The organism is Rahnella sp. ATs2, from assembly GCF_051851855.1.
Lineage (GTDB): Bacteria > Pseudomonadota > Gammaproteobacteria > Enterobacterales > Enterobacteriaceae > Rahnella > Rahnella variigena.
The window spans coordinates 1-18,542 of record NZ_JBLYPL010000009.1 but is presented as its reverse complement, the minus strand read 5'-3'; the positions used below and the strand labels follow the sequence as shown (position 1 = coordinate 18,542).

Here is an 18,542-nt window from a genome sequence, read left to right as displayed (position 1 = left end):
TGGTGTTTCAAAATACGCAATGAAATCGAATTGCATTGCGTTTTGTGCAATAATAAATACATCAAAAACAGCCTCCCGGTGGTCGACTGATGAAACTGGAAAACGCACTGAAGCAGTTCAACCCTAAATCCCAAACGTTCACCAACGTTCCGCCAGCGACAGCCTCAGATTCTCTGACGGGGCCAGATCTCGCCGCCAGTCTCGGAATGGCAGAGGCGGAGGCAGAATTCGGTATGGGCGCTTTCCTCGGTAAAAATGGCATCAGCAAAGAGGACGGTCAGCGCACCATTGAACGGCTTTCTGTCTACGCCATGAAGAACGCCGGTAAGCACGTTGGTAAAGCAGCTGGTCGCCGGATGGCGCATTGCATGGTGATCCTTGCGAAGATGGCCTATGCGGAATACTGCAAATCGGCGGGGAGTGTTAGCACCTGCACTGATTGTGCTGGCGCTGGTTTGCTGAATGTTGAACGCGAAGTGGTGAAATATGCCGGTTACGTTGGCGCTGATGGTGAAATGAAAATTCCAGAGGTAACCGAAACCCAGACCGTGAGAGAGCTGTGTCAGACCTGCACCGGGAAGGGGACAATCTCGCATCGTTGCCGTTGTAATGGCACAGGCCGCGTGCGTGACCTGGAGAAATCAAACCTTCTCGGCGTGCCGGTCGATAAGACTTGTGATCGGTGTGCTGGCAAGGGATTCAAACGCACACCCGGCACAATGGCCTACAAAGCGATTGTAGCGCTGCTGCCTGACTTGCAGGAAAGAACATGGAATCGCAACTGGCGACCGTTGTATGAGTCTCTGGTGACGAAATGTGAGCAGGAAGAGAACCATGCTGATGTTGTATTCCAACGAATCACCAGTAGATAGTGTGATCGAGGATCATAAAGACACTTTTGATATTAAGTCTTGCATTTTGTCCGAACTTGGCGTAATTTCACTAAATCATGGGCGTTTCTGTAGATGAGCGCTTATTAAAACCTTCAAGACCTCGGCACCCGCCGGGGTTTTTGCGTTTCTGAGGCTGCCAATTTGGCGGTCTTTTTTGTTTGGGGTAACGCAATATGTCGGCTGTCGTTATCTGCGCTTCTGGCCCATCGCTGACTCCTGCTGATTGTGCGCTGGCCCTAGAATCTGGGCTGCCGGTCATCGCTGTTAATTCATCGTGGCAGGCGGTACCAGAATGCACCCACATCTATGCCGGTGATTTGCGCTGGTGGGATATCTATGTCCAGAACCTCCCAGAAAAGCCTCAGCGCTGGTCTTGCAACAATCGAGCTCATACCCGATATGGTGTAAACCTTTTCTCGACGGATACGGGCGATACCTTCAATTCCGGACAGCGAGCGATTCTCTTTGCTCACTGGCTCGGCTTCAGAGACATCATCTTGCTGGGTTTCGATTGCTCAATTGCAAACGGTAGCCACTGGCACGGAGATCACACCAGCCTGGATAATCCGACGGCAGATAATGTCACGCGATGGTTTGGAGAATTTGAACGGCTGGCGCATGAACTTCCAGGGTGCATGAACATTATCAACAGCAGTCGCCAGACGACGCTTAAATGCTTTCGTCGTTTATCTCTTGAGGCTGCGTTACGTGAGGTCACATGTTGAATCCCCCAATTTTCATTGAGGGCATGCTGGGGATGGGTGACACCATTTATCAGCGAGCTTTCCTCAAAAATCTACCAGCGGGTACATACGTCAAAACGTCATGGCCTGAACTGTATGAAGACTTGCCAATAAAACCAGTTCGAAGCGATACCACGCTCAGGACTCAGCGCAAAAACGAGATGCAGAGCGAGGCGACTTTCTATCCGCCACCGTCACCGCGACAAACGAAGCGAATTTTCTACGGGCCTGCAGATCTGGCCCGTGGATCAATATTTGACGCCATGCGTAAACAGTTCGGGGTTGCCCCCACGTTACTGGATTTACCTTCATTCGGGTTGCCGCTATTGACGGCACAAAAGCCCATTGCTGTCATACGGCCAGCGACCGTTCGCTCTGAATGGCGCAGCGATTCCCGCAATCCAGACCCTGACTATCTTGTGCAGGCTTCACGCATTCTGCGTCAGAACTTCTTTGTGATCAGCGTGGCCGATCTGAAGGAGGGCGAAGAGTGGTTAGTGGGTGATGAACCTGAAGCCGACCTGAAACTGCACGTTGGTGAACTCAACATAAAAGAACTTATGCGTCTGGTTGAGCACGCCGCCGTTGTCGTTAGCCCAGTGGGGTGGGCTTTACCGGCGGCTATAGCTTACAAAACGCCTGTTTACGTTGTGGCTGGTGGACGTGGTGGGCATAACGCGCCAGAGATTGTCACCGATCCCGATATGGACTTGCGCTGCGTGGGTTGGGCTATCCCGGATAATTATTGCCGTTGTGAAGCGTGGGATCACCAATGCGACAGACGGATTTCTAACTTCGAATCAAAATTTGAGGCCTGGCTGAATGAAGTCGTTTTATCAAGAATTGAACAGCGGGCTGGTATTCCTTCCCGAGCTGGGGATCGGGCGTTACCCGGTACCTGAATCACGCCCATACGATGAGCAATACTTTACTAGATATCAGAAAATGGCGGATAACGCCCCGATAGGGCAGGTTATGAAATCTATCGTTGCTGAGCAGATCAAATATATTAAGTCACTTCCACTCGAAGCGGCTGACCGTATCTATGACATTCAAAACAAAGCTATCGAAGCTGTAGTGTCTGGCGGCCGCGCTGAGCCATTTGCGAAAGAAATTGCTGCATCGGGTGACGTTGCCAAGTCCCGAGCTAATTTGATTGCCAGAACCGAAATAGGCCGCGCATCAACAGCGCTGACACAGGCAAGGGCGCTCTCGATTGGTTCGATTGGGTACATCTGGCGAACCGCTGATGACGGTGACGTACGTAAGTCACACGCCAAAATGGAAGGAGTATTTGTTCGTTGGGATAACCCACCTACGTTGGATGGTATGACCGGTCACGCTGGCGCACTGCCAAATTGCCGGTGCTACTGTGAGGTTATATTCCCTCACTCGAATGTTGCGGCTATCCGCACTGGAGAACAGCTGCGCACCCTTGACGGCATGAGAATACCAACGGCAAACGGGAAGTCGATCCGCGTAGCGGCATGATTGACAGGAAAATGAGTAAACACGCCAAAATAACGATTTGGCACCCAGTTCTGATTGAACCTCAATAGTCGTGAATTGTTGAAAAAATGTTATCGCCTGAAATTTGAATTTTTCAGTGAGTTGAGACCAGCTTTTGCCGTTCAGACGTGGTTATTTGAACGAGTGCCTATCTCGTAGGGCGCTAAATGACCCTTATGTTAAATAGGGCGTTATCGAGACAATTAATACTTTTCACCAGGCTGCCATCCGGCGGCCTTTTTTATGCCCGCGTTCCAGCAGGTGAACAATGAAATATTTCTTTGAAAGCCGATTAGGCGAGACCCGTTTTCTACTGGCCGACGGTTCGTTGTTATGTAAAGACGTACCGATAGCCAGAACGGGTAAGCAGCTATACAGCGCTCAGGACTTACCAAAATTAACGCCTGATGCAGCTGGTGAGATTGTCGTTAACCGATCACCTGAGCAGGTATTCCATCCGGCAACACTCGCTTCCTTTGAGGGGATGAGCGTAACCATTCTTCATCCAGAAGATGCCGAAGGAAACATTCAATTTGTAAACCCCACGAACTGGCGTGAGCTGGCAATGGGACACCTGCAAAACATTCGTCAGGGCACAGGTAACCAGGCTGATTTAGTTCTGGCTGACCTGATCGTCAAGGACGAATACGCCATTCAGCTTATTGAAGATGGATTACGGGAAGTGTCGTGCGGTTACGACGCAGAGTATGAACAAACCGAGCCTGGGAAAGCTGAACAGGTAGATATCACCGGAAATCATGTGGCTTTTGTCCCCAAAGGCAGAGCCGGTTTACGTTGCGCAATTGGAGATAAAGACACGATGGCAACAACTCAGAAACAAAGCTGGTGGACGCGGATGCAGCGTGCAATCAAAACCGGCGATTCGGACACCCTGAACGAACTGGCAGAGTCAGCGCCAGCATCTTTGACGGGTGAAAATTCAGACCTTCCACAGGGTGTGAATCTCAACATTAACCTGTCTCCGCAACAGCCCCTTCCGGATAAGGATCCAGAGCTGGGCGGTCTGAAGACCGGTGATGAAGATGCAGATGTTCCAGAATGGGCGAAAGCGATTCTGATGCGCCTGGATAAGCTGGAAGGGAAAACAACGGATTCGGATGATACTGGTAAGAACAAAGAGCTTACCGGTGATGAAGATGAAGATCTTACCACGATCACCGGCGACGCAGCCTACCGCGCTGACGTCATCATGCCAGGCATCGATCTGACCCGCAAAGTGAAGCCGACCGCATTCAAACGTGAAGTATTAGCCTCTGCGGATAAAGCACTGGTTCGCCAAATTGTCGGTGATGCAGATATTCGCAAACTGCCTAAACAGTCTGTTGAGATGGCATTTGCTGCCGTTTCTGAACTTGCTAAAGGCCGCAATACCCGCACCCAAACCGGTGATGCACAACGCCAGATCGGCACACCAAGCATCTCCGATATCAACAAAGCTAACGCCGATTTCTGGGCTAACCGCAAAGGATAATTAACGATGACAGCATACCTCTTACGGATGCCAGTAGGCATTGCCGGGGCTATTTCACGCCCTCAGGATTTAACCACTGAGCCTGTGATCCTTAAATCCGCCAGCGCCTTTGTAGCTTATGGCCTTGCGGGTAAATACGACACTGACGGTTATTTCGTGCCACTGACCGACGGCGATACTGCCGACAAGATTAAAGGCTTCTACGTGCGTCCTTACCCGACTACATCAACCCCGGACATGGTTCGACAGGTGGGTTCTGACAAGAACTTTCCGGGCGATGCACTTAAACGCGGATATATGACGGTGAGTCTCGGCTCCAGCTTCGATGCCAGCACCATCAAAAAAGGTGCACCGGTATATGTGGTCGTCTCTCTCGATTCGACCATTAACGTGCCGCTGGGTGGCTTCATGTCCACTTCAGTAAGTGGCAAAAACGTGGTGCTGCAAAACGCAGAGTTCACCGGCGCTGGCGATGCACAAGGCAACGCTGAAATCTCCTGGAAGATTTAAGGAAAAAACGAATGATTACTTTTGATCAGGCAACTGTAGACGGTTCAGGTGCCTTTCTAATTGGCGAGTTGGAACGTCTTGACCAGACACTCAATTTGCCATTAGTTGGGTACACGTGGAGCCGAGACATCCAGTTACGTGAAGACGTCTCTATCGCAGATACCATTTCAAGCTGGACAAACACTTCATTTGCCGCGGCTGGTACAGGCGCTAATCCAAATGGCAAGAACTGGATTGGTCAGGACTCTACCGCTATTGCAGGCGTGAATGTCGATATTAACAAAAGCGGCAATCCTGTAAATCTCTGGGGTATGGAACTGGGCTGGACTGTTATTGAGCTGCAGGCCGCTCAACAGGTTGGTCGCCCAATCGACACCCAAAAATATGACGGCATGTCCCTCAAATGGAACATGGACACCGATGAGCAGGTATATGTCGGTGATACGTCTCTGGGACTGAGCGGTTTAGTCAATATGCCCGGTGTTGCACTGAATAACGCAGCCAAAACATGGGCTGTATCTACCCCGGATGAAATCCGCCAGAGCATCAACTCCGTACTGGACGCAGCTTGGGCGGCATCCGGTTATTCGGTTGTTCCGCAAGATCTGTTGATCCCACCAGAACAATTCTCTCTGCTGGCGAGCACTATCGTTTCTTCTGCAGGTAATCAGTCATTGCTGACTTATTTGCAGACCAACACCATTACTTATCACCAAAACGGTATTCCCCTGAATATCCGTGCGGTTAAGTGGCTTAAAGGCCGTGGTGTTGGTGCAAAAGACCGCATGGTTGCTTACACCAATGATAAAAAATACGTCCGCTTCCCACTGGTGCCGCTGCAAAGCATTCCTGTGCAGTATCGCGGTATTTATCAGATTGTGACGTATTACGGCAAACTCGGTGCGGTAGAGCCGGTCTACAAAGAAACCCTGTCCTACGTGGACGGCATCTGATAACCAGAACGGCCCCGCAAGGGGCCTAAAGGATTTAGTAAAATGGCAGCTAAAGAAAAACTGGTTTCAATCCACGTTCACACACCCTTCAAACTGACTCTGAGTGACACCACCGTCCAAGAGTTTGGCAAAGGGCGTCACACTGTGCCTGAAACGGTTGCATCACACTGGTTTACTCAGGCGCACTCCGAACTGGGTGTGGGCAGCGTAAATGAATCGACTGACCAGCAGGAACTTATCGACAGCCTGCAATCGCAGATCTCCGATAAAGATACGCTGATTGCCGATCTTATAGCGGGGCTGACCCAGCTGCAGGAACAAAACGACAGTCTGCAATCGCAACTGACCGCAGCGAAAGCCGGCGGTAATGGGGCCAGCGATGCCAAAGAATCAAAGCCTTCCAACGGTAAGTGATTTCCGCCGCGATTTCCCCCAGTTCTCCGACACCACTAAATATCCTGATACACAAGTCCAGTTTCGTTTGAACCTGGCCGATGTGCTGTTGAGTGAAAACACCACCGGAAAAGAACTTTTCCCGTATTTCGCTGAGCTGTTCGTTGCCCACTATATGACGCTGTGGGCTGCGGATAGTCGGGCCATGCTCGTCGGTGGGCCAGGGGGATCGACTAATGGGGTCCAGTCTTCTAAGTCAGTGGATAAGGTCAGTGTCAGTTATGACACCAGCGCGACGCTTAACCCTGATGCAGGCTTCTGGAATAACACCCGATACGGTGCTGAGTTTTACCAGCTGATAACGATGTTTGGCGCCGGAGGACGGCAGTTATGAAAAGCGGCGTTACTGTTCGGGCTGACAACACGCAGGCCATCTTTGATGCACTGCGGGCTATCAGCAAAAAAGATGTGCTGGTTGGTATCCCAGAAGAAGATAGCCAGCGTGAAGATATTCCGTTTGGTAATGCCGGGATCGGGTACATAAACGAGAAGGGCTCGCCCGCTCAAAACATTCCTGCACGCCCCCATCTGCAGCCCGGCGTTAAATCCGTTGAAGCCCAGACTATTCCACTGTTGAAGGCGGCCGCGCAGGCGGCTCTCGACGGGAATATGTCTGGCGCTGACCGTGCGCTGAATCAGGCTGGTACGGTGGCCGCCGATGGCGTTAAACGCTACATGACGATCACCGGCTTTACGCCTCTTGCAGAAAGTACGCTTAAAGCACGGGCGGCACGTGGGCGCAAGGGAGCAGCCAAAGAACTTGCAAGCCGTGCAGCCGGAAACCTTCCTGACAACGCGAATGCCAGACCGCTGATTGACACCGGCCAATACCGGCGCGCGATCACTTCTGTGGTGAGGAATAAAAATGCCAAATCTTGATGTGACAGACGTTCTGTTTGACCCGGACTTTTGTGACTTCAACCTCTGGGTGACCAGGCGGGAGCAGACAGTTGACGATGACGGTATTGGGCAGGATGGGGCGGTGAAAACTCAGTTTGCTGGCGTGGTCACCGTTGACCGTTCGCTCGAAAGCCGCCGGATGGAATCGGGACAGGTTATCAGCGGGGCAATCCTGATTGTAACCACTGAGAGGCTAACGCAGGGGCAGACAGGGCGAGATGCGGACATTGTGACGTATCAGAATCGTGATTATCGCGTCACATTTGTAGATCCGTACACCGCTTACGGTGCCGGTTTTGTTCAGGCTCATTGTGAACTCCTTCAGTTCGATGGAGGTATCCCCATTGAGTAATAACACCAGCACCGAAGCTGGATGGCTAACGCCTACCAGCGGTGATCCTGCCTATGACGAAGCGCTCGACCGGCTGCTGAGCCAGTGGATGCGCAATGTCTCTGGGTTACCCGCGAAAATGGTGATGCCCCGCTGGCAGAAAGACCAGCCCGCGCTCCCTTCAGTGGACACCAATTGGTGCGCATTTGGGGTTACTGGCTGGCCTATCGATGATAGCCCGGCATTCACCAGCCAGACGGATGAGGGTGCTCAGGTCTGGCGCCATGAGACGTTCGAATGCATGGCCTCGTTTTATGGTCCTGCGGGTATGACATTTGCCTCCAGATTCCGCGATGGCATCTCCGTTCAGCAAAACAACGATCAGCTCAACACTCTGGGGCTCTCTCTGGGTGATTACACCGGGTTAACGCCTTTCCCTGAACTTATCAACCAACAGTGGGTTCGTCGCTACGACATGACGGTGCGCCTGCGCCGCAAGGTTATCCGTGAATACGGCATCAAATCGCTGGTGGAAGCACCGGTCACCTATTTTGGAGAATAAATTATGACGCAGGGCTTACCTGTATCCAACGTTGTGAACGTTGATGTGATCATGTCGCCGACGGCGGCCACTGGTCGAAATTTCGGTTCGTTGCTGATCCTCGGCACCTCTACGGTAATCCCTGTGTCAGAACGTATTCGCTTGTACGCCGCCATTGAAGATATTGGTGACGATTTCGGCGTGGATAGCCCGGAGTATGAGGCGGCTCTGATTTTCTTTGGTCAGTCACCGAAACCTACGCAGGTTTATGTCGGACGTTGGGCTAAAACCCTTGCATCTGCTGAGGCTGGTCCCGTTGAAACAGTGGTGCAAGCCGTCAATGCCTGCCTTCAATATACCAACTGGTACGGACTGGTTGTCGCCGATGACGTAGCCAGCGGTGAGGACGTTCTTGACGCTGATGACGTTATTTCAGTGGCTAAGCTGATCGAAGCTTCCAGCCTGAGCCGTATCTTTGGCGTGACTTCTGCCGAAGCCGGAATCATCAGCAGCACCTCAACAACCGATGTCGCTTCCCAGCTCAAAGCTGGAAAGTACGCACGCACTTTCATTCAGTATTCCACCAGTAGCCTTTACGCTGCTGTGTCGGCATTAGGCCGCGCGTTCACCGTTAATTTCAGCGGCAGCAATACCACCATCACCCTGAAATTCAAACAGGAACCGACCGTAACCTATGAGACGCTGACCGTGGGTCAGGCTGCGGCCGTCGATGCGAAAAACGCCAACGTCTACGTCTATTATGCGAACGATACGGCGATCCTTCAGCAGGGCGTAATGTCCAGCGGCGATTTCTTTGATGAGCGCCACGGCTTGGACTGGCTGCAAAACTACGTTCAAACCAACCTCTATAACCGCCTGTACACCAGCACGACAAAGGTCTCTCAGACTGAACCCGGCGTCACCAGCTTGCTGAGTAACGTTGAACAGTCGATGGATCAGGCAGACACGAATGGCCTGATTGCTCCTGGGGTATGGAACGGTGGCCCAATTGGGCAGATCAACACTGGCGATACTTTAACCAAAGGCTATTACGTATACGCTGCACCGCTGGCGACGCAGGCGCAAGCCGATCGCGAAGCGCGTAAAGCTCCACTTATTCAGGTGGCCTGCAAACTTGCTGGCGCTGTTCACTTTGCCGACGTTCAGATCAACGTTGTTCGCTGAGGATAAAAAATGGCTACTTATTCTTTTCTCGACTTTTCGGCGTCAATGACAGGGCCGACAGGTGATGTCGATCTGGGCTACGGATCAGCAAACGCTGACGAAGGCATTACCGTGGCTATGACCGAGGCCAAAAACACCATGACTGTGGGTGCTGATGGTGAAGTCATGCACAGTTTGCACGCCGGAAAATCTGGCGCTCTCACCATTACACTCCTCAAAACATCCCCGGTTAATAAGAAATTATCTCTGCACTACAACGCACAGAGCCAGTCTTCATCCTTATGGGGCAATAACGTATTCGTTCTTCGTAACCACTCATCCGGTGACCTTGTCACCATCCGTTCAGCGGCTTTCCAGAAACAGCCAGATTTTGCTAATGCCAAAGATGGCGGAACAGTTTCGTGGGTGTTTGATGGCGGCAAAGTCGATGAAGTATTAGGGGAGTTCTAATCGATGGAATTTGAAATCAAAGGCAACACGTATCAGATCCGCAAATTGAGCGTGTTCGACCAGTTCAAAGTCTCGCGTAAGTTGCTGCCGGTTCTGTCCGGCATGCTGTCTGAATTTCAGCAGATTAAAAGCCTGGCCGCGCAAAAAGACTCGATCGGCATTATGGAGCGCGTATTGCCGAAGGTCGCTCAGTCATTATCTGACCTCAGCGACGATGACGCTAACGCGATTATTTACCCCTGCCTGTCGGTGGCATTTCGTAAACAGGCGAAAGGCTGGGTTCCGGTGTTTCAGAGTGGCGTGCTGGCTTTTGATGATCTGGACCTGCCCTCCATGCTCCAAATCGTCGGTCGCGTGGTGGGCGACTCGCTGGGAAATTTTTTGCAAGAACTCCCTACGACCGAAACTCCGGATCAGGTGGAGGCGTAGCCCTCAATTCATTGCCTGACAATATGGATTACATCCTGCGCCCGGCCAAGGCCTTTCAGCTCGATATGAAAGACCTGAAGTCGGGCGCGGTTGATCTGTGCGATATCGCAATGATGAATGACTACCTGCAAATGGAAATCGACAACGAAGCGCGCATAGCAAAGTGGAGAGCTGATAACGATGGACGCTGAAACTATTAAGGATTTCCTCGTCAGTCTCGGTTTTGCTGTTGATGACGCTGGCGCTAAAAAGTTCGACGCTGTGATCGCTGGCGTGACGGCCAACGTGTTCAAAATGGCGGCTGTTGTTGAAGGCGCAGCGCTGACGGTGACAGCCTTTACGGCGAAGATTGCCAGCGGGTTGGATAACCTTTATTGGGCATCACAGCGCACTGGCGCCAGCGTGGCGGGCATTAAGGCGCTGGGGTACGCAGCCTCACAAACGGGTTCGAACGCCGAAGCGGCGCAGAGTTCGCTGGAAAGCCTGTCCCGGTTCATGCGTAACAATCCGGGCGCTGAAGGCTTTCTTAACCGGCTGGGTGTTCAGACGCGAGACGCCAAAGGCAATATGAAGGATATGGCGTCCGTGTTCTCTGGCGTGGGTGACAAGCTGAAGAGCATGCCTTATTACCGGGCAAATCAGTATGCGCAGATGCTGGGTATCGACGAAAACACGCTGATGGCAATGCGCCGAGGCATAACCGGCTTTACTGCTGAATACTCGGCCATGTCGAAAGCCATCGGGTTTAACGCCGATCAGGCCGCAGCTGGCTCGAATCGTTTCATGACTTCCCTGCGCGACTTCGGGGCGATGGCTGGCATGGCCCGGGATAAAATCGGGGCTAATCTGGCAGGCGGTTTGGCTGGTTCTGTCGACAATCTTCGCAAACAGTTCCTCGATAACTTCCCCAAAATAGAAGACGTGATCACCCGCGGCGTGAAAGGGTTACTCTGGCTCGCTGACGTTATCGGGCGTGTCGTATACAGGCTGATGCAGGCCGGTAGTGACATCATGGAATGGTGGGGAAAACTGGATAAAGGCACGAAAGAGCTGATCGCTACTTTCGGTGCTTTGATGATTGCCTGGAAGCTTTTGAATACCGCGTTCATGATGTCCCCTATTGGGCGCATAACCGCACTCGGTCTCGCCTTCATCGGGTTATATGAAGATTATAAAACGTGGAAGGAAGGCGGCAAAAGCCTGATTGACTGGAAGGCGTGGGAGCCACAGGTTAAGCAGGGCGTAGCGCTCATCGACAGTATTTCCAAAGCAATTAAGGAGCTGGGACGCGTCATCGATGACTTCCAGAAAAATCACAAATGGGCTGCCGATTTTATCCAGAAAGGCACGTTGCCCGGGGAGGATTCTGTCAAAGATTCGGGGCTGCGATTTCGCCGCTGGCTGAAAGATAAAACAGGATTCGCTATCAATCTGGATGATGATTCCGGAGAGGATGACGACCCTGTGCAGCATGCTCAGTCAGTCCGTCGACCGCGCGCCAGCGAGTCAGGCTCGAAGCTTCTCAACTTGCTGGAACCAACACTGAATAAGCTCGAGGGGCTTTACCAGCTGCCTGCCGGCCTGCTTAAAAGCGTGGCGATTACTGAGTCAGCAGGTAATCCGTTGGCGCAATCTGGCGCTGGCGCAAAAGGCCTGTTCCAGTTCATGGATCCAACGGCCTGCGATATGGGCCTGAGCGGCAACGATGTGTTTGACCCGGTTAAATCAGCGCAGGCGGCCGCAAAATACCTCAGCCAGTTGATGAAAATGAACGGCGGTGATCTGGAGAAAACGCTGGCTTCATACAACTGGGGGGTTGGCAACGTCCAGAAATATGGAATGGGGCTGATGCCACAGGAAACACGCAACTACGTGCCAAAAGTGCTCAGCAACATGCCAGGCAACCAGACGGTCAGTCAGGAAACCAACATCCATATTCATGGCGTAAGTGATCCGACCCGCGCCGGTATGGAAGTGGCTGACCGGCAAACCGGTGTTAATTCACGCCTCGCGCAGCAGGTATCGAGAGGGCCGCGTTAATGGACGTTCTATCCGTATTATTCAACCAACGGTCGCGAAAAATTGGCCTGATCATCCCTGACGTGGTGGTTTCTGAAAAGCATCAGGATGCCCTGGAAATCACAGAACACCCGGTGGAAATCGGTGCGCCGGTATCTGACCACTCTTACAAACGCCCGGCGGAAGTCACCATGGAAATGGGCTTCTCTGGCGGTGGTTCGCTGCTGGATTTTGCGGATACCTCCGCGATCGGTATTTCTCTGGGCACCAGTCCGAAAGAAATTTACCAGCAAATTCTCGACCTGCAGGCCAGCCGTGTGCCGTTCGATGTGACAACCGGTAAACGGCAGTACAGCAATATGCTGATCCGCGCCATCGATGTAACAACTGACCGGACCAGCGAGAACGTGCTGATGTGCGTGCTCACGCTACGTGAAGTCATTATCTCGCAAACTCAGAACATCAGCGTGGCTGATAAAGCTGACATGCAGGATGGCGTCAGCACGTCTTCCGTGCAAAACACCGGCACGAAATCAGTGAAGACGACCAACACTTCGCTATTGCTGACCTTGTTCGACGGCGCGAAGGGGGCATTTGGGTTATGACGATCATCATCAGTGAAATTCCCCTGTCGCCGGACAACCAGCAATTCAATATCAGCCTGGCAGACACCACCTACAAAATGCGTCTGCTATGGCGTGATGCTGCTGGTTGGATCATGGATATGCAGGACAGCGGCGGCAACCCGATGATCACCGGCATTCCTCTGGTAACCGGCGTCGACCTGCTGGCGCAATATGCCTTTATGGAATTTGGCTTCTCGCTTTACGTCGGGTGCGATAGCTCCACGCAGGAATACCCGACAAAAATCGACCTCGGGAACGGCAGCCATCTTTATATCGTACAAAGTTAAGGGATAATCATGAGCCAGAACTGGCAGCGTCATTTTGAAATACAGTTGCTCGACGATAACGGCAAGGGGATCAGCCTTTCGGACTTCAAAGTCACTTTTGACATTGAGTGGTTCAACATTAAGTTTTCCCGCGTGGCCACCGTAAAAATTTACAACTTCTCTCAGAACACAAACAGCCGGATCCTCGGTTCTGAGTTTTCAAAGATAAAAATCATCGCCGGTTATGACGGCATTGCCTCGGCAGTCGATGCCAGTCAGGTAGGCAAACCAACAACCGTCGATTCATCGCAGGTGGGCCAGACCAACGGCCAGAACTTTGGCGAAATCTATAACGGTGAAATCCGGTTCTCACTGACAGGCCGAGATAACCCAACGGACACGTTTATCATCATTCAGGCCATTGACGGGCACCGTGCGCTGATGGGCGCCGTGATGAATACGACGCTGGCTAAAGGTTACACGGTGAAAGACCTGTATGACCTCACCATGTCGCATTTTGCGCCGTTCGGCGTGACAGCCGGGCTGACGCCGGAATTCCCGACAACGGTTTATCCGCGCGGCCGGTCGATGTACACGATGGCCCACAACGTAATGGACAACATTGCGAAGCAGTGCAAAGCCACCTGGCAGATCGTTGATGGTCAGGTGCAGATGGTCGCCAATGATAAGTACATTCATGAGGCTATCGTGCTGAACAGCCAGACTGGGCTGATCGGAATGCCACAGCAGACGATGGGCGGCGGCGTGAACGTGCGTTGCCTGATAAACCCGAATATCCGGGTTCATGGCCTGATTGAGTTGGATCAGACATCCGTTTATCGCGCTTCTCTGTCATCGAACGACATTCAGATGTCCGGCGGGCGGATCACGGAAATCAACGATAACGGCAATCTGGTGGTGACGGGCGTCGCCAGCATTCCGCCTGCCAGTATTGCCACAGATGGTGTGTATATTGTTCAGTCGATATCTTATACTGGGGATACGAGAGGGCAGGCCTGGTACATGGATATGATGTGCGTGGCGCGAGGTTCTGCTGACCTTCAAACTAATTCTGCGCTGAACAGGACGCACTGACTGATGAATAAAATATTATTGGCCTCGCTGGTTTTTCTGCTGCCTGGTTTGGCTTACGCGGATTCTCAGTGTGGACCATTTTATTTAGGAACCAGCCCGGCGAACGACGGGTGGTCACGTATCAATGGCGATAAACCCAAATCCCAGAAAGTTACTTTTCTGAAGCAGGAAGACGACTACAACAACATCAAAATGGAATGGGTCGTTGAGTCCTCAAAAGACGGCCAGTTGTATGGGCTCGAGTACATCAAGCGCAACGGGAAAGCATTCCTGAATGCGCAGATACTCCAGGCAAGTATGGATGCGCCTCGGACCTACGGGACGTTCGATTGTGTGAAGGTTAAGTGAGTTTAAAGATTTTCTGATCTGCGTCGATATTCTATAGAGATTGATATTTAGCCAACCTAGGCTTAAAATCGCCCTCCCGCTGTGTAGGGCTGAGGAATGAAATGGCTGCAGGAATCCCACAAGAAAAAGCCGAAGAGTATATAGCTGAATTTTCAGCTAAACTGAGAAATGGTGAGAGTGTTGACCGGTTTACTTATAAAAAAGTAAGTGAAGAACTCGGAACAACCAGTACAAGTGCTTCTCTAGTTGCCTTAGGTTATCTCGAAATCCTCTATGGAAACGAGCGTGAAGCCTTAGATATTTTTAAGCTTTGTCTTGATCGGCAGGTTAACGATTTTTTTCTTGCTCAACACTTTTATGAAGTTATGAGGACGACATTTAATTTTCTTCGTTTACGAGAGTTTGCTTACCCGTTGGCTGAAAAATATCCTAGTAAAATATTTAGTAGAATTGCTTACAGCAACGCGTATCGTTTTGGTGAAAGAGAAAATTTAGTCCATTACTTTGATGAACATATCAAGCTCCTGTCAGACGATGAAGGAAGGCAGAAAGCTATGAAACATAAAGATGAGCTACTAACAGAATTAGATGGTGCCTTTGATGCATCTAAAAGCACGCGTGAACAATTTCAGCTTTTGGCAGGAATCATCTGGTCTGTTGTAAAAGATTTTAAAGCTTCCTCAGGTTATATTCAGTTAACCAACAGAGGGAGTGGTTGTTACGTTGTTGATGTTCAGAACAAATCCCCAAAAGAAATAGCTAAAATGAACTTTGCTTTAGCTGACAAGGTTTGTGAAGAAGAAAAGTTGGATGACTGTAAGCTTCTTGCTCGGTTTTCGTCTCCTCGCCAACTTCATACAGGAGTCAGTTATGGCGACAACTAGCAATGACATTCTGAACACCGCTCGACTTTGCATGAGTAAGAATGATGAGAGTGGTTATAGAAGTGCAATTTCTCGTGCGTATTACAGTATGCTTCACGAAGCCATGTCATCTCTAACTCATTTGCCGAATTTTTCGCATGAGCACCATAAAAATACAGCTGGATACATGTCTAACCCAGCTGAATGTAAAAATGAGCCATATCCGAAACCATCCTTAAAGTCGCTAGCTTACATCCTAAAATCTCAGCGCGATGCTCGAAATGAAGCTGACTACGATCTTAAAGGTGTAACCGTTTCTCAAGAAATGGCTCAAGACGTTATAGAGATAGCGGAAGAGTTTTTTGAACGTTGGCTTGTGTTAAAGACACAAAAAGCGTCTTAAATTTTTATTCTGAATAAATAACCCGCCTCGAGCGGGTTTTTTTATGGAGTTTTTTCATGCCAATTCCTTCCCATGATTTAAGCGGGGATCTTTCGCAGGCATTGAAAGCAATGGGCGAACAACTCAGCAGCACTTTGCGAGTTGCTGTGCCCGGTATCATCCAGTCATTCGACCCTGATACGGTGACCTGCACAGTACAACCAGCGGTTAACGGTTCGGTACCGAATGAGGTTGGGGCTGAAACAACAGAAGGGCTCACGCTGCTGGTAGACCTGCCGGTTATCTTCCCGCGCGGTGGTGGCGTCACCCTGACGTTCCCGGTTAAGGCCGGTGATGAGTGCCTGGTGATTTTCTCTGATCGCTGCATCGATTTCTGGTACCAGAGCGGCGGCACCGGCGACGCAGTAGACGAGCGCCAGCACGATACTTCGGATGCTTTTGTCATTGTCGGCCCGCAGTCACAGGCACAGAAAATCAGCGGGATTAGCACTAATTCAGCGCAGATGCGAAGCGATGACGGATCAACATTTTTCGAGCTTAACCCTACGACACAGAAGATCAATATCGTCGCGCCAGGGGGCTTTAATGTCACAGCACCAATCTCAACATTCTCGGCAGCGGTCACTGTTAAAGGGCTACTGACATGGATGGGGGGCATGGTCGGCAGTATTACATCTGGCACGGCGGCCACTATTACTGGCGCTATTAAATTCATTGGTACTCTGACATCCAACGGTAAGGATATCAGCGACCAGCACACGCACAACGGTGTGCAAACCGGTAGCGGCAATTCTGGCAAGGTGAACTGATATGCGATATCGACGCGAAGGCACTGACGGTGATTACACATTCGGGCAGGGTGATAACACCTTTCTGATTAACTCGCCGGAGGCGGTGGCGCAGGCTGTTAAAACGCGATTTAACCTTTGGCGCGGTCAATGGTTTCTCGACACGACGGCCGGAACGCCATACATCCAATCAGTGCTCGGAAAGCAAAGCCCCGAGGTTTATAACCTGGCTATTCGCCAGCACATTCTGCAGACGCAGGGAGTCAGCTCAATCATCTCCTTTGATACGTCCGTAAACAGCACCACACGGCGCGTAACGTTTACGGCGACCATCGACACCATCTACGGTGAGACACCTGTAACAAGCGAGGCATAATGGCTCTCAATCTTGACACTCTGGGGTTATCGGCAACGGTAACAGCTCAGGGGATCAGCGCGCCCGATTACCAGACAATCCTCACCACGTTAACCGGCTACTTTCAGCAGATTTACGGTACTGACGCCTATTTAGAACCGGACAGTAAAGACGGGCAGATGATCGCTCTCTATGCGCTGGGCATTCACGACGCGAACAATACGGCCATTGCCGTCTATAACGGCCAGTCTCCGGCAACCGGTATCGGTAACGGGCTGTCCAGCAACGTGAAAATAAACGGGATTTATCGCGACCCGGCGAACAACTCAACTGTTGATCTGCTGATCACCGGCACCATCGGTCTGGAAATCATAAACGGGTCCGCCAGGGACTCTAACAGCATCATCTGGACGCTGCCCGCTTCGGTTGTGATCGGAACTGACGGCACTGTACTGGTGACAGCTACCTGTGCAACTGCTGGCGCTGTTGCCGCGTTGGCAGGCACTATCACGTTCATTAACACGCCTACACGCGGATGGGTCTCGGTCACGAACCCCAATGCGGCCACCGTTGGCTCTGCTGCTGAAACTGATGCGGCGCTGCGTATCCGTCAGGCACAGAGTGTGGCGCTGGCGTCAGTAACGCCTTTCGATGCTCTGGATGGTGTTATCGCCAACATCCCAGGGGTTACGCGCCATAAGCTTTATGAGAACGACACTGGTTCGGTGGACGCTAACGGGTTGCCAGCGCATTCAATCACAGCAGTTGTAGATGGCGGTAATGCGACAGAAATTGCGACAATACTCGTTCGAAAAAAAGGGCAGGGCGTCACTCCGAACGGCTCCACTGTCATTGTCGTACCTGATAAATATGGAAATCCACACGACGTTGGTTTTAATCGTCCGGTTCCAGTACCAGTCTATATTGCTATTTCACTTCAGGCCTTCACGGGATACACCACGCAGATCGGCGAAGATATTAAAACAGCCATCGCCGCATATATAAATGCGCTGACCATCGGCGATGACGTTCTTTTGAGCCGGGTTTATTCACCGGCAAACCTCGGCGTGGTGAGTGGCGGTGAAAGCCGATACTACGACATAACCAGTTTGCAGATTGGCAAAAGCGCCGGGGCGGTTGCAGCCGCGAATATCACTATCGGTTACAGCGAATCGGCAACCTGCGATGTGAATAACATCAACATTACGGTGACGGCATGAGTAAATACACTGACCTCATTACCAATTACCACAGCCAGAAACCACTATTTGTTGATCATATTGACCTGATAACCCGTCCATTGACTGACATCGCTGGCGCGATGACTGCGTTTATTACTGAATTTGATATTGATGAAGCGATCGGCGTGCAGTTGGACATTCTCGGTAAG

27 protein-coding genes are annotated in these 18,542 nt (G+C 51.3%); all 27 read left to right on the top strand.

Annotation, left to right across the window (positions count from 1 at the left end):
- Nucleotides 1–89 precede the first annotated feature (89 nt).
- Nucleotides 90–872: an antitermination protein Q gene (locus tag ACJY2G_RS11085; RefSeq protein WP_439291742.1), complete on the top strand. Its 783-nt coding sequence runs from the start codon at nucleotides 90–92 to the stop codon at nucleotides 870–872.
- Nucleotides 873–1,066: 194 nt separating this feature from the next.
- Complete coding sequence (locus tag ACJY2G_RS11080) at nucleotides 1,067–1,618, top strand: hypothetical protein (protein WP_439291741.1); 552 nt, start codon at nucleotides 1,067–1,069, stop codon at nucleotides 1,616–1,618.
- Nucleotides 1,612–2,538 (top strand): hypothetical protein, encoded by a 927-nt coding sequence (locus tag ACJY2G_RS11075; protein ID WP_439291740.1) that lies wholly within the window; start codon nucleotides 1,612–1,614, stop codon nucleotides 2,536–2,538. Before ACJY2G_RS11080 ends, ACJY2G_RS11075 begins: the two co-directional genes overlap by 7 nt.
- Complete coding sequence (locus ACJY2G_RS11070; protein WP_439291739.1) at nucleotides 2,459–3,127, top strand: phage head morphogenesis protein; 669 nt, start codon at nucleotides 2,459–2,461, stop codon at nucleotides 3,125–3,127. Before ACJY2G_RS11075 ends, ACJY2G_RS11070 begins: the two co-directional genes overlap by 80 nt.
- Nucleotides 3,128–3,413: 286 nt before the next feature.
- Nucleotides 3,414–4,637 carry a DUF2213 domain-containing protein gene (locus ACJY2G_RS11065; RefSeq protein WP_217152923.1) on the top strand — a complete coding sequence of 408 codons (1,224 nt, stop codon included), beginning with the start codon at nucleotides 3,414–3,416 and terminating at the stop codon, nucleotides 4,635–4,637.
- A gap of 6 nt (nucleotides 4,638–4,643) precedes the next feature.
- Entirely contained in the window at nucleotides 4,644–5,147 is a 504-nt protein-coding gene (locus tag ACJY2G_RS11060; protein WP_217152922.1) for a structural cement protein Gp24, read from the top strand.
- Nucleotides 5,148–5,158: 11 nt separating this feature from the next.
- Nucleotides 5,159–6,100 (top strand): DUF2184 domain-containing protein, encoded by a 942-nt coding sequence (locus tag ACJY2G_RS11055; RefSeq protein WP_439291738.1) that lies wholly within the window; start codon nucleotides 5,159–5,161, stop codon nucleotides 6,098–6,100.
- A gap of 42 nt (nucleotides 6,101–6,142) precedes the next feature.
- Entirely contained in the window at nucleotides 6,143–6,514 is a 372-nt protein-coding gene (locus ACJY2G_RS11050; RefSeq protein WP_439291737.1) for an STY1053 family phage-associated protein, read from the top strand.
- Entirely contained in the window at nucleotides 6,480–6,887 is a 408-nt protein-coding gene (locus tag ACJY2G_RS11045) for a DUF4054 domain-containing protein (protein ID WP_439291736.1), read from the top strand. Before ACJY2G_RS11050 ends, ACJY2G_RS11045 begins: the two co-directional genes overlap by 35 nt.
- The gene (locus ACJY2G_RS11040; protein WP_439291735.1) at nucleotides 6,884–7,432 is read left to right on the top strand and encodes a hypothetical protein; all 549 of its coding nucleotides are present in this window, start codon (nucleotides 6,884–6,886) and stop codon (nucleotides 7,430–7,432) included. The genes ACJY2G_RS11045 and ACJY2G_RS11040 overlap by 4 nt, the downstream gene beginning before the upstream one ends.
- The gene (locus ACJY2G_RS11035; protein ID WP_439291734.1) at nucleotides 7,419–7,805 is read left to right on the top strand and encodes a head-tail adaptor; all 387 of its coding nucleotides are present in this window, start codon (nucleotides 7,419–7,421) and stop codon (nucleotides 7,803–7,805) included. The genes ACJY2G_RS11040 and ACJY2G_RS11035 overlap by 14 nt, the downstream gene beginning before the upstream one ends.
- Entirely contained in the window at nucleotides 7,798–8,346 is a 549-nt protein-coding gene (locus ACJY2G_RS11030) for a phage neck terminator protein (protein WP_439291733.1), read from the top strand. Before ACJY2G_RS11035 ends, ACJY2G_RS11030 begins: the two co-directional genes overlap by 8 nt.
- Before the next feature lie 3 nt (nucleotides 8,347–8,349).
- Entirely contained in the window at nucleotides 8,350–9,510 is a 1,161-nt protein-coding gene (locus ACJY2G_RS11025) for a DUF3383 family protein (RefSeq protein WP_439291732.1), read from the top strand.
- A 9-nt stretch (nucleotides 9,511–9,519) separates the two neighbouring features.
- Nucleotides 9,520–9,960 carry a phage structural protein gene (locus tag ACJY2G_RS11020; RefSeq protein WP_439291731.1) on the top strand — a complete coding sequence of 147 codons (441 nt, stop codon included), beginning with the start codon at nucleotides 9,520–9,522 and terminating at the stop codon, nucleotides 9,958–9,960.
- A 3-nt stretch (nucleotides 9,961–9,963) separates the two neighbouring features.
- The gene (locus ACJY2G_RS11015; protein WP_439291730.1) at nucleotides 9,964–10,389 is read left to right on the top strand and encodes a phage tail assembly chaperone; all 426 of its coding nucleotides are present in this window, start codon (nucleotides 9,964–9,966) and stop codon (nucleotides 10,387–10,389) included.
- Nucleotides 10,390–10,412: 23 nt separating this feature from the next.
- Entirely contained in the window at nucleotides 10,413–10,580 is a 168-nt protein-coding gene (locus ACJY2G_RS11010; RefSeq protein ID WP_439291729.1) for a DUF6889 family protein, read from the top strand.
- The gene (locus ACJY2G_RS11005) at nucleotides 10,570–12,429 is read left to right on the top strand and encodes a transglycosylase SLT domain-containing protein (RefSeq protein WP_439291728.1); all 1,860 of its coding nucleotides are present in this window, start codon (nucleotides 10,570–10,572) and stop codon (nucleotides 12,427–12,429) included. Before ACJY2G_RS11010 ends, ACJY2G_RS11005 begins: the two co-directional genes overlap by 11 nt.
- Complete coding sequence (locus tag ACJY2G_RS11000; RefSeq protein WP_439291727.1) at nucleotides 12,429–13,013, top strand: phage baseplate protein; 585 nt, start codon at nucleotides 12,429–12,431, stop codon at nucleotides 13,011–13,013. Before ACJY2G_RS11005 ends, ACJY2G_RS11000 begins: the two co-directional genes overlap by 1 nt.
- Complete coding sequence (locus ACJY2G_RS10995; RefSeq protein WP_439291726.1) at nucleotides 13,010–13,321, top strand: phage baseplate plug family protein; 312 nt, start codon at nucleotides 13,010–13,012, stop codon at nucleotides 13,319–13,321. Before ACJY2G_RS11000 ends, ACJY2G_RS10995 begins: the two co-directional genes overlap by 4 nt.
- 9 nt (nucleotides 13,322–13,330) lie before the next feature.
- Nucleotides 13,331–14,395 carry a hypothetical protein gene (locus ACJY2G_RS10990; protein ID WP_439291725.1) on the top strand — a complete coding sequence of 355 codons (1,065 nt, stop codon included), beginning with the start codon at nucleotides 13,331–13,333 and terminating at the stop codon, nucleotides 14,393–14,395.
- A gap of 3 nt (nucleotides 14,396–14,398) precedes the next feature.
- Nucleotides 14,399–14,743, top strand: coding sequence for a hypothetical protein (locus ACJY2G_RS10985; protein WP_439291724.1), 345 nt, complete (start codon nucleotides 14,399–14,401; stop codon nucleotides 14,741–14,743).
- A 101-nt stretch (nucleotides 14,744–14,844) separates the two neighbouring features.
- Nucleotides 14,845–15,627, top strand: a complete 783-nt coding sequence (locus ACJY2G_RS10980) for a hypothetical protein (RefSeq protein WP_439291723.1) — start codon at nucleotides 14,845–14,847, stop codon at nucleotides 15,625–15,627.
- Entirely contained in the window at nucleotides 15,614–16,009 is a 396-nt protein-coding gene (locus ACJY2G_RS10975; protein WP_439291722.1) for a HEPN domain-containing protein, read from the top strand. Before ACJY2G_RS10980 ends, ACJY2G_RS10975 begins: the two co-directional genes overlap by 14 nt.
- 56 nt (nucleotides 16,010–16,065) lie before the next feature.
- Nucleotides 16,066–16,818: a Gp138 family membrane-puncturing spike protein gene (locus ACJY2G_RS10970; protein ID WP_439291721.1), complete on the top strand. Its 753-nt coding sequence runs from the start codon at nucleotides 16,066–16,068 to the stop codon at nucleotides 16,816–16,818.
- Between the two features lies 1 nt (nucleotide 16,819).
- Complete coding sequence (locus ACJY2G_RS10965) at nucleotides 16,820–17,173, top strand: hypothetical protein (RefSeq protein WP_439291720.1); 354 nt, start codon at nucleotides 16,820–16,822, stop codon at nucleotides 17,171–17,173.
- Nucleotides 17,173–18,372, top strand: a complete 1,200-nt coding sequence (locus ACJY2G_RS10960; RefSeq protein ID WP_439291719.1) for a baseplate J/gp47 family protein — start codon at nucleotides 17,173–17,175, stop codon at nucleotides 18,370–18,372. Before ACJY2G_RS10965 ends, ACJY2G_RS10960 begins: the two co-directional genes overlap by 1 nt.
- Nucleotides 18,369–18,542 (top strand): DUF2612 domain-containing protein (locus ACJY2G_RS10955; RefSeq protein WP_439291772.1); only part of this gene is annotated, 174 nt, incomplete at its 3' end. The genes ACJY2G_RS10960 and ACJY2G_RS10955, both read left to right, overlap by 4 nt.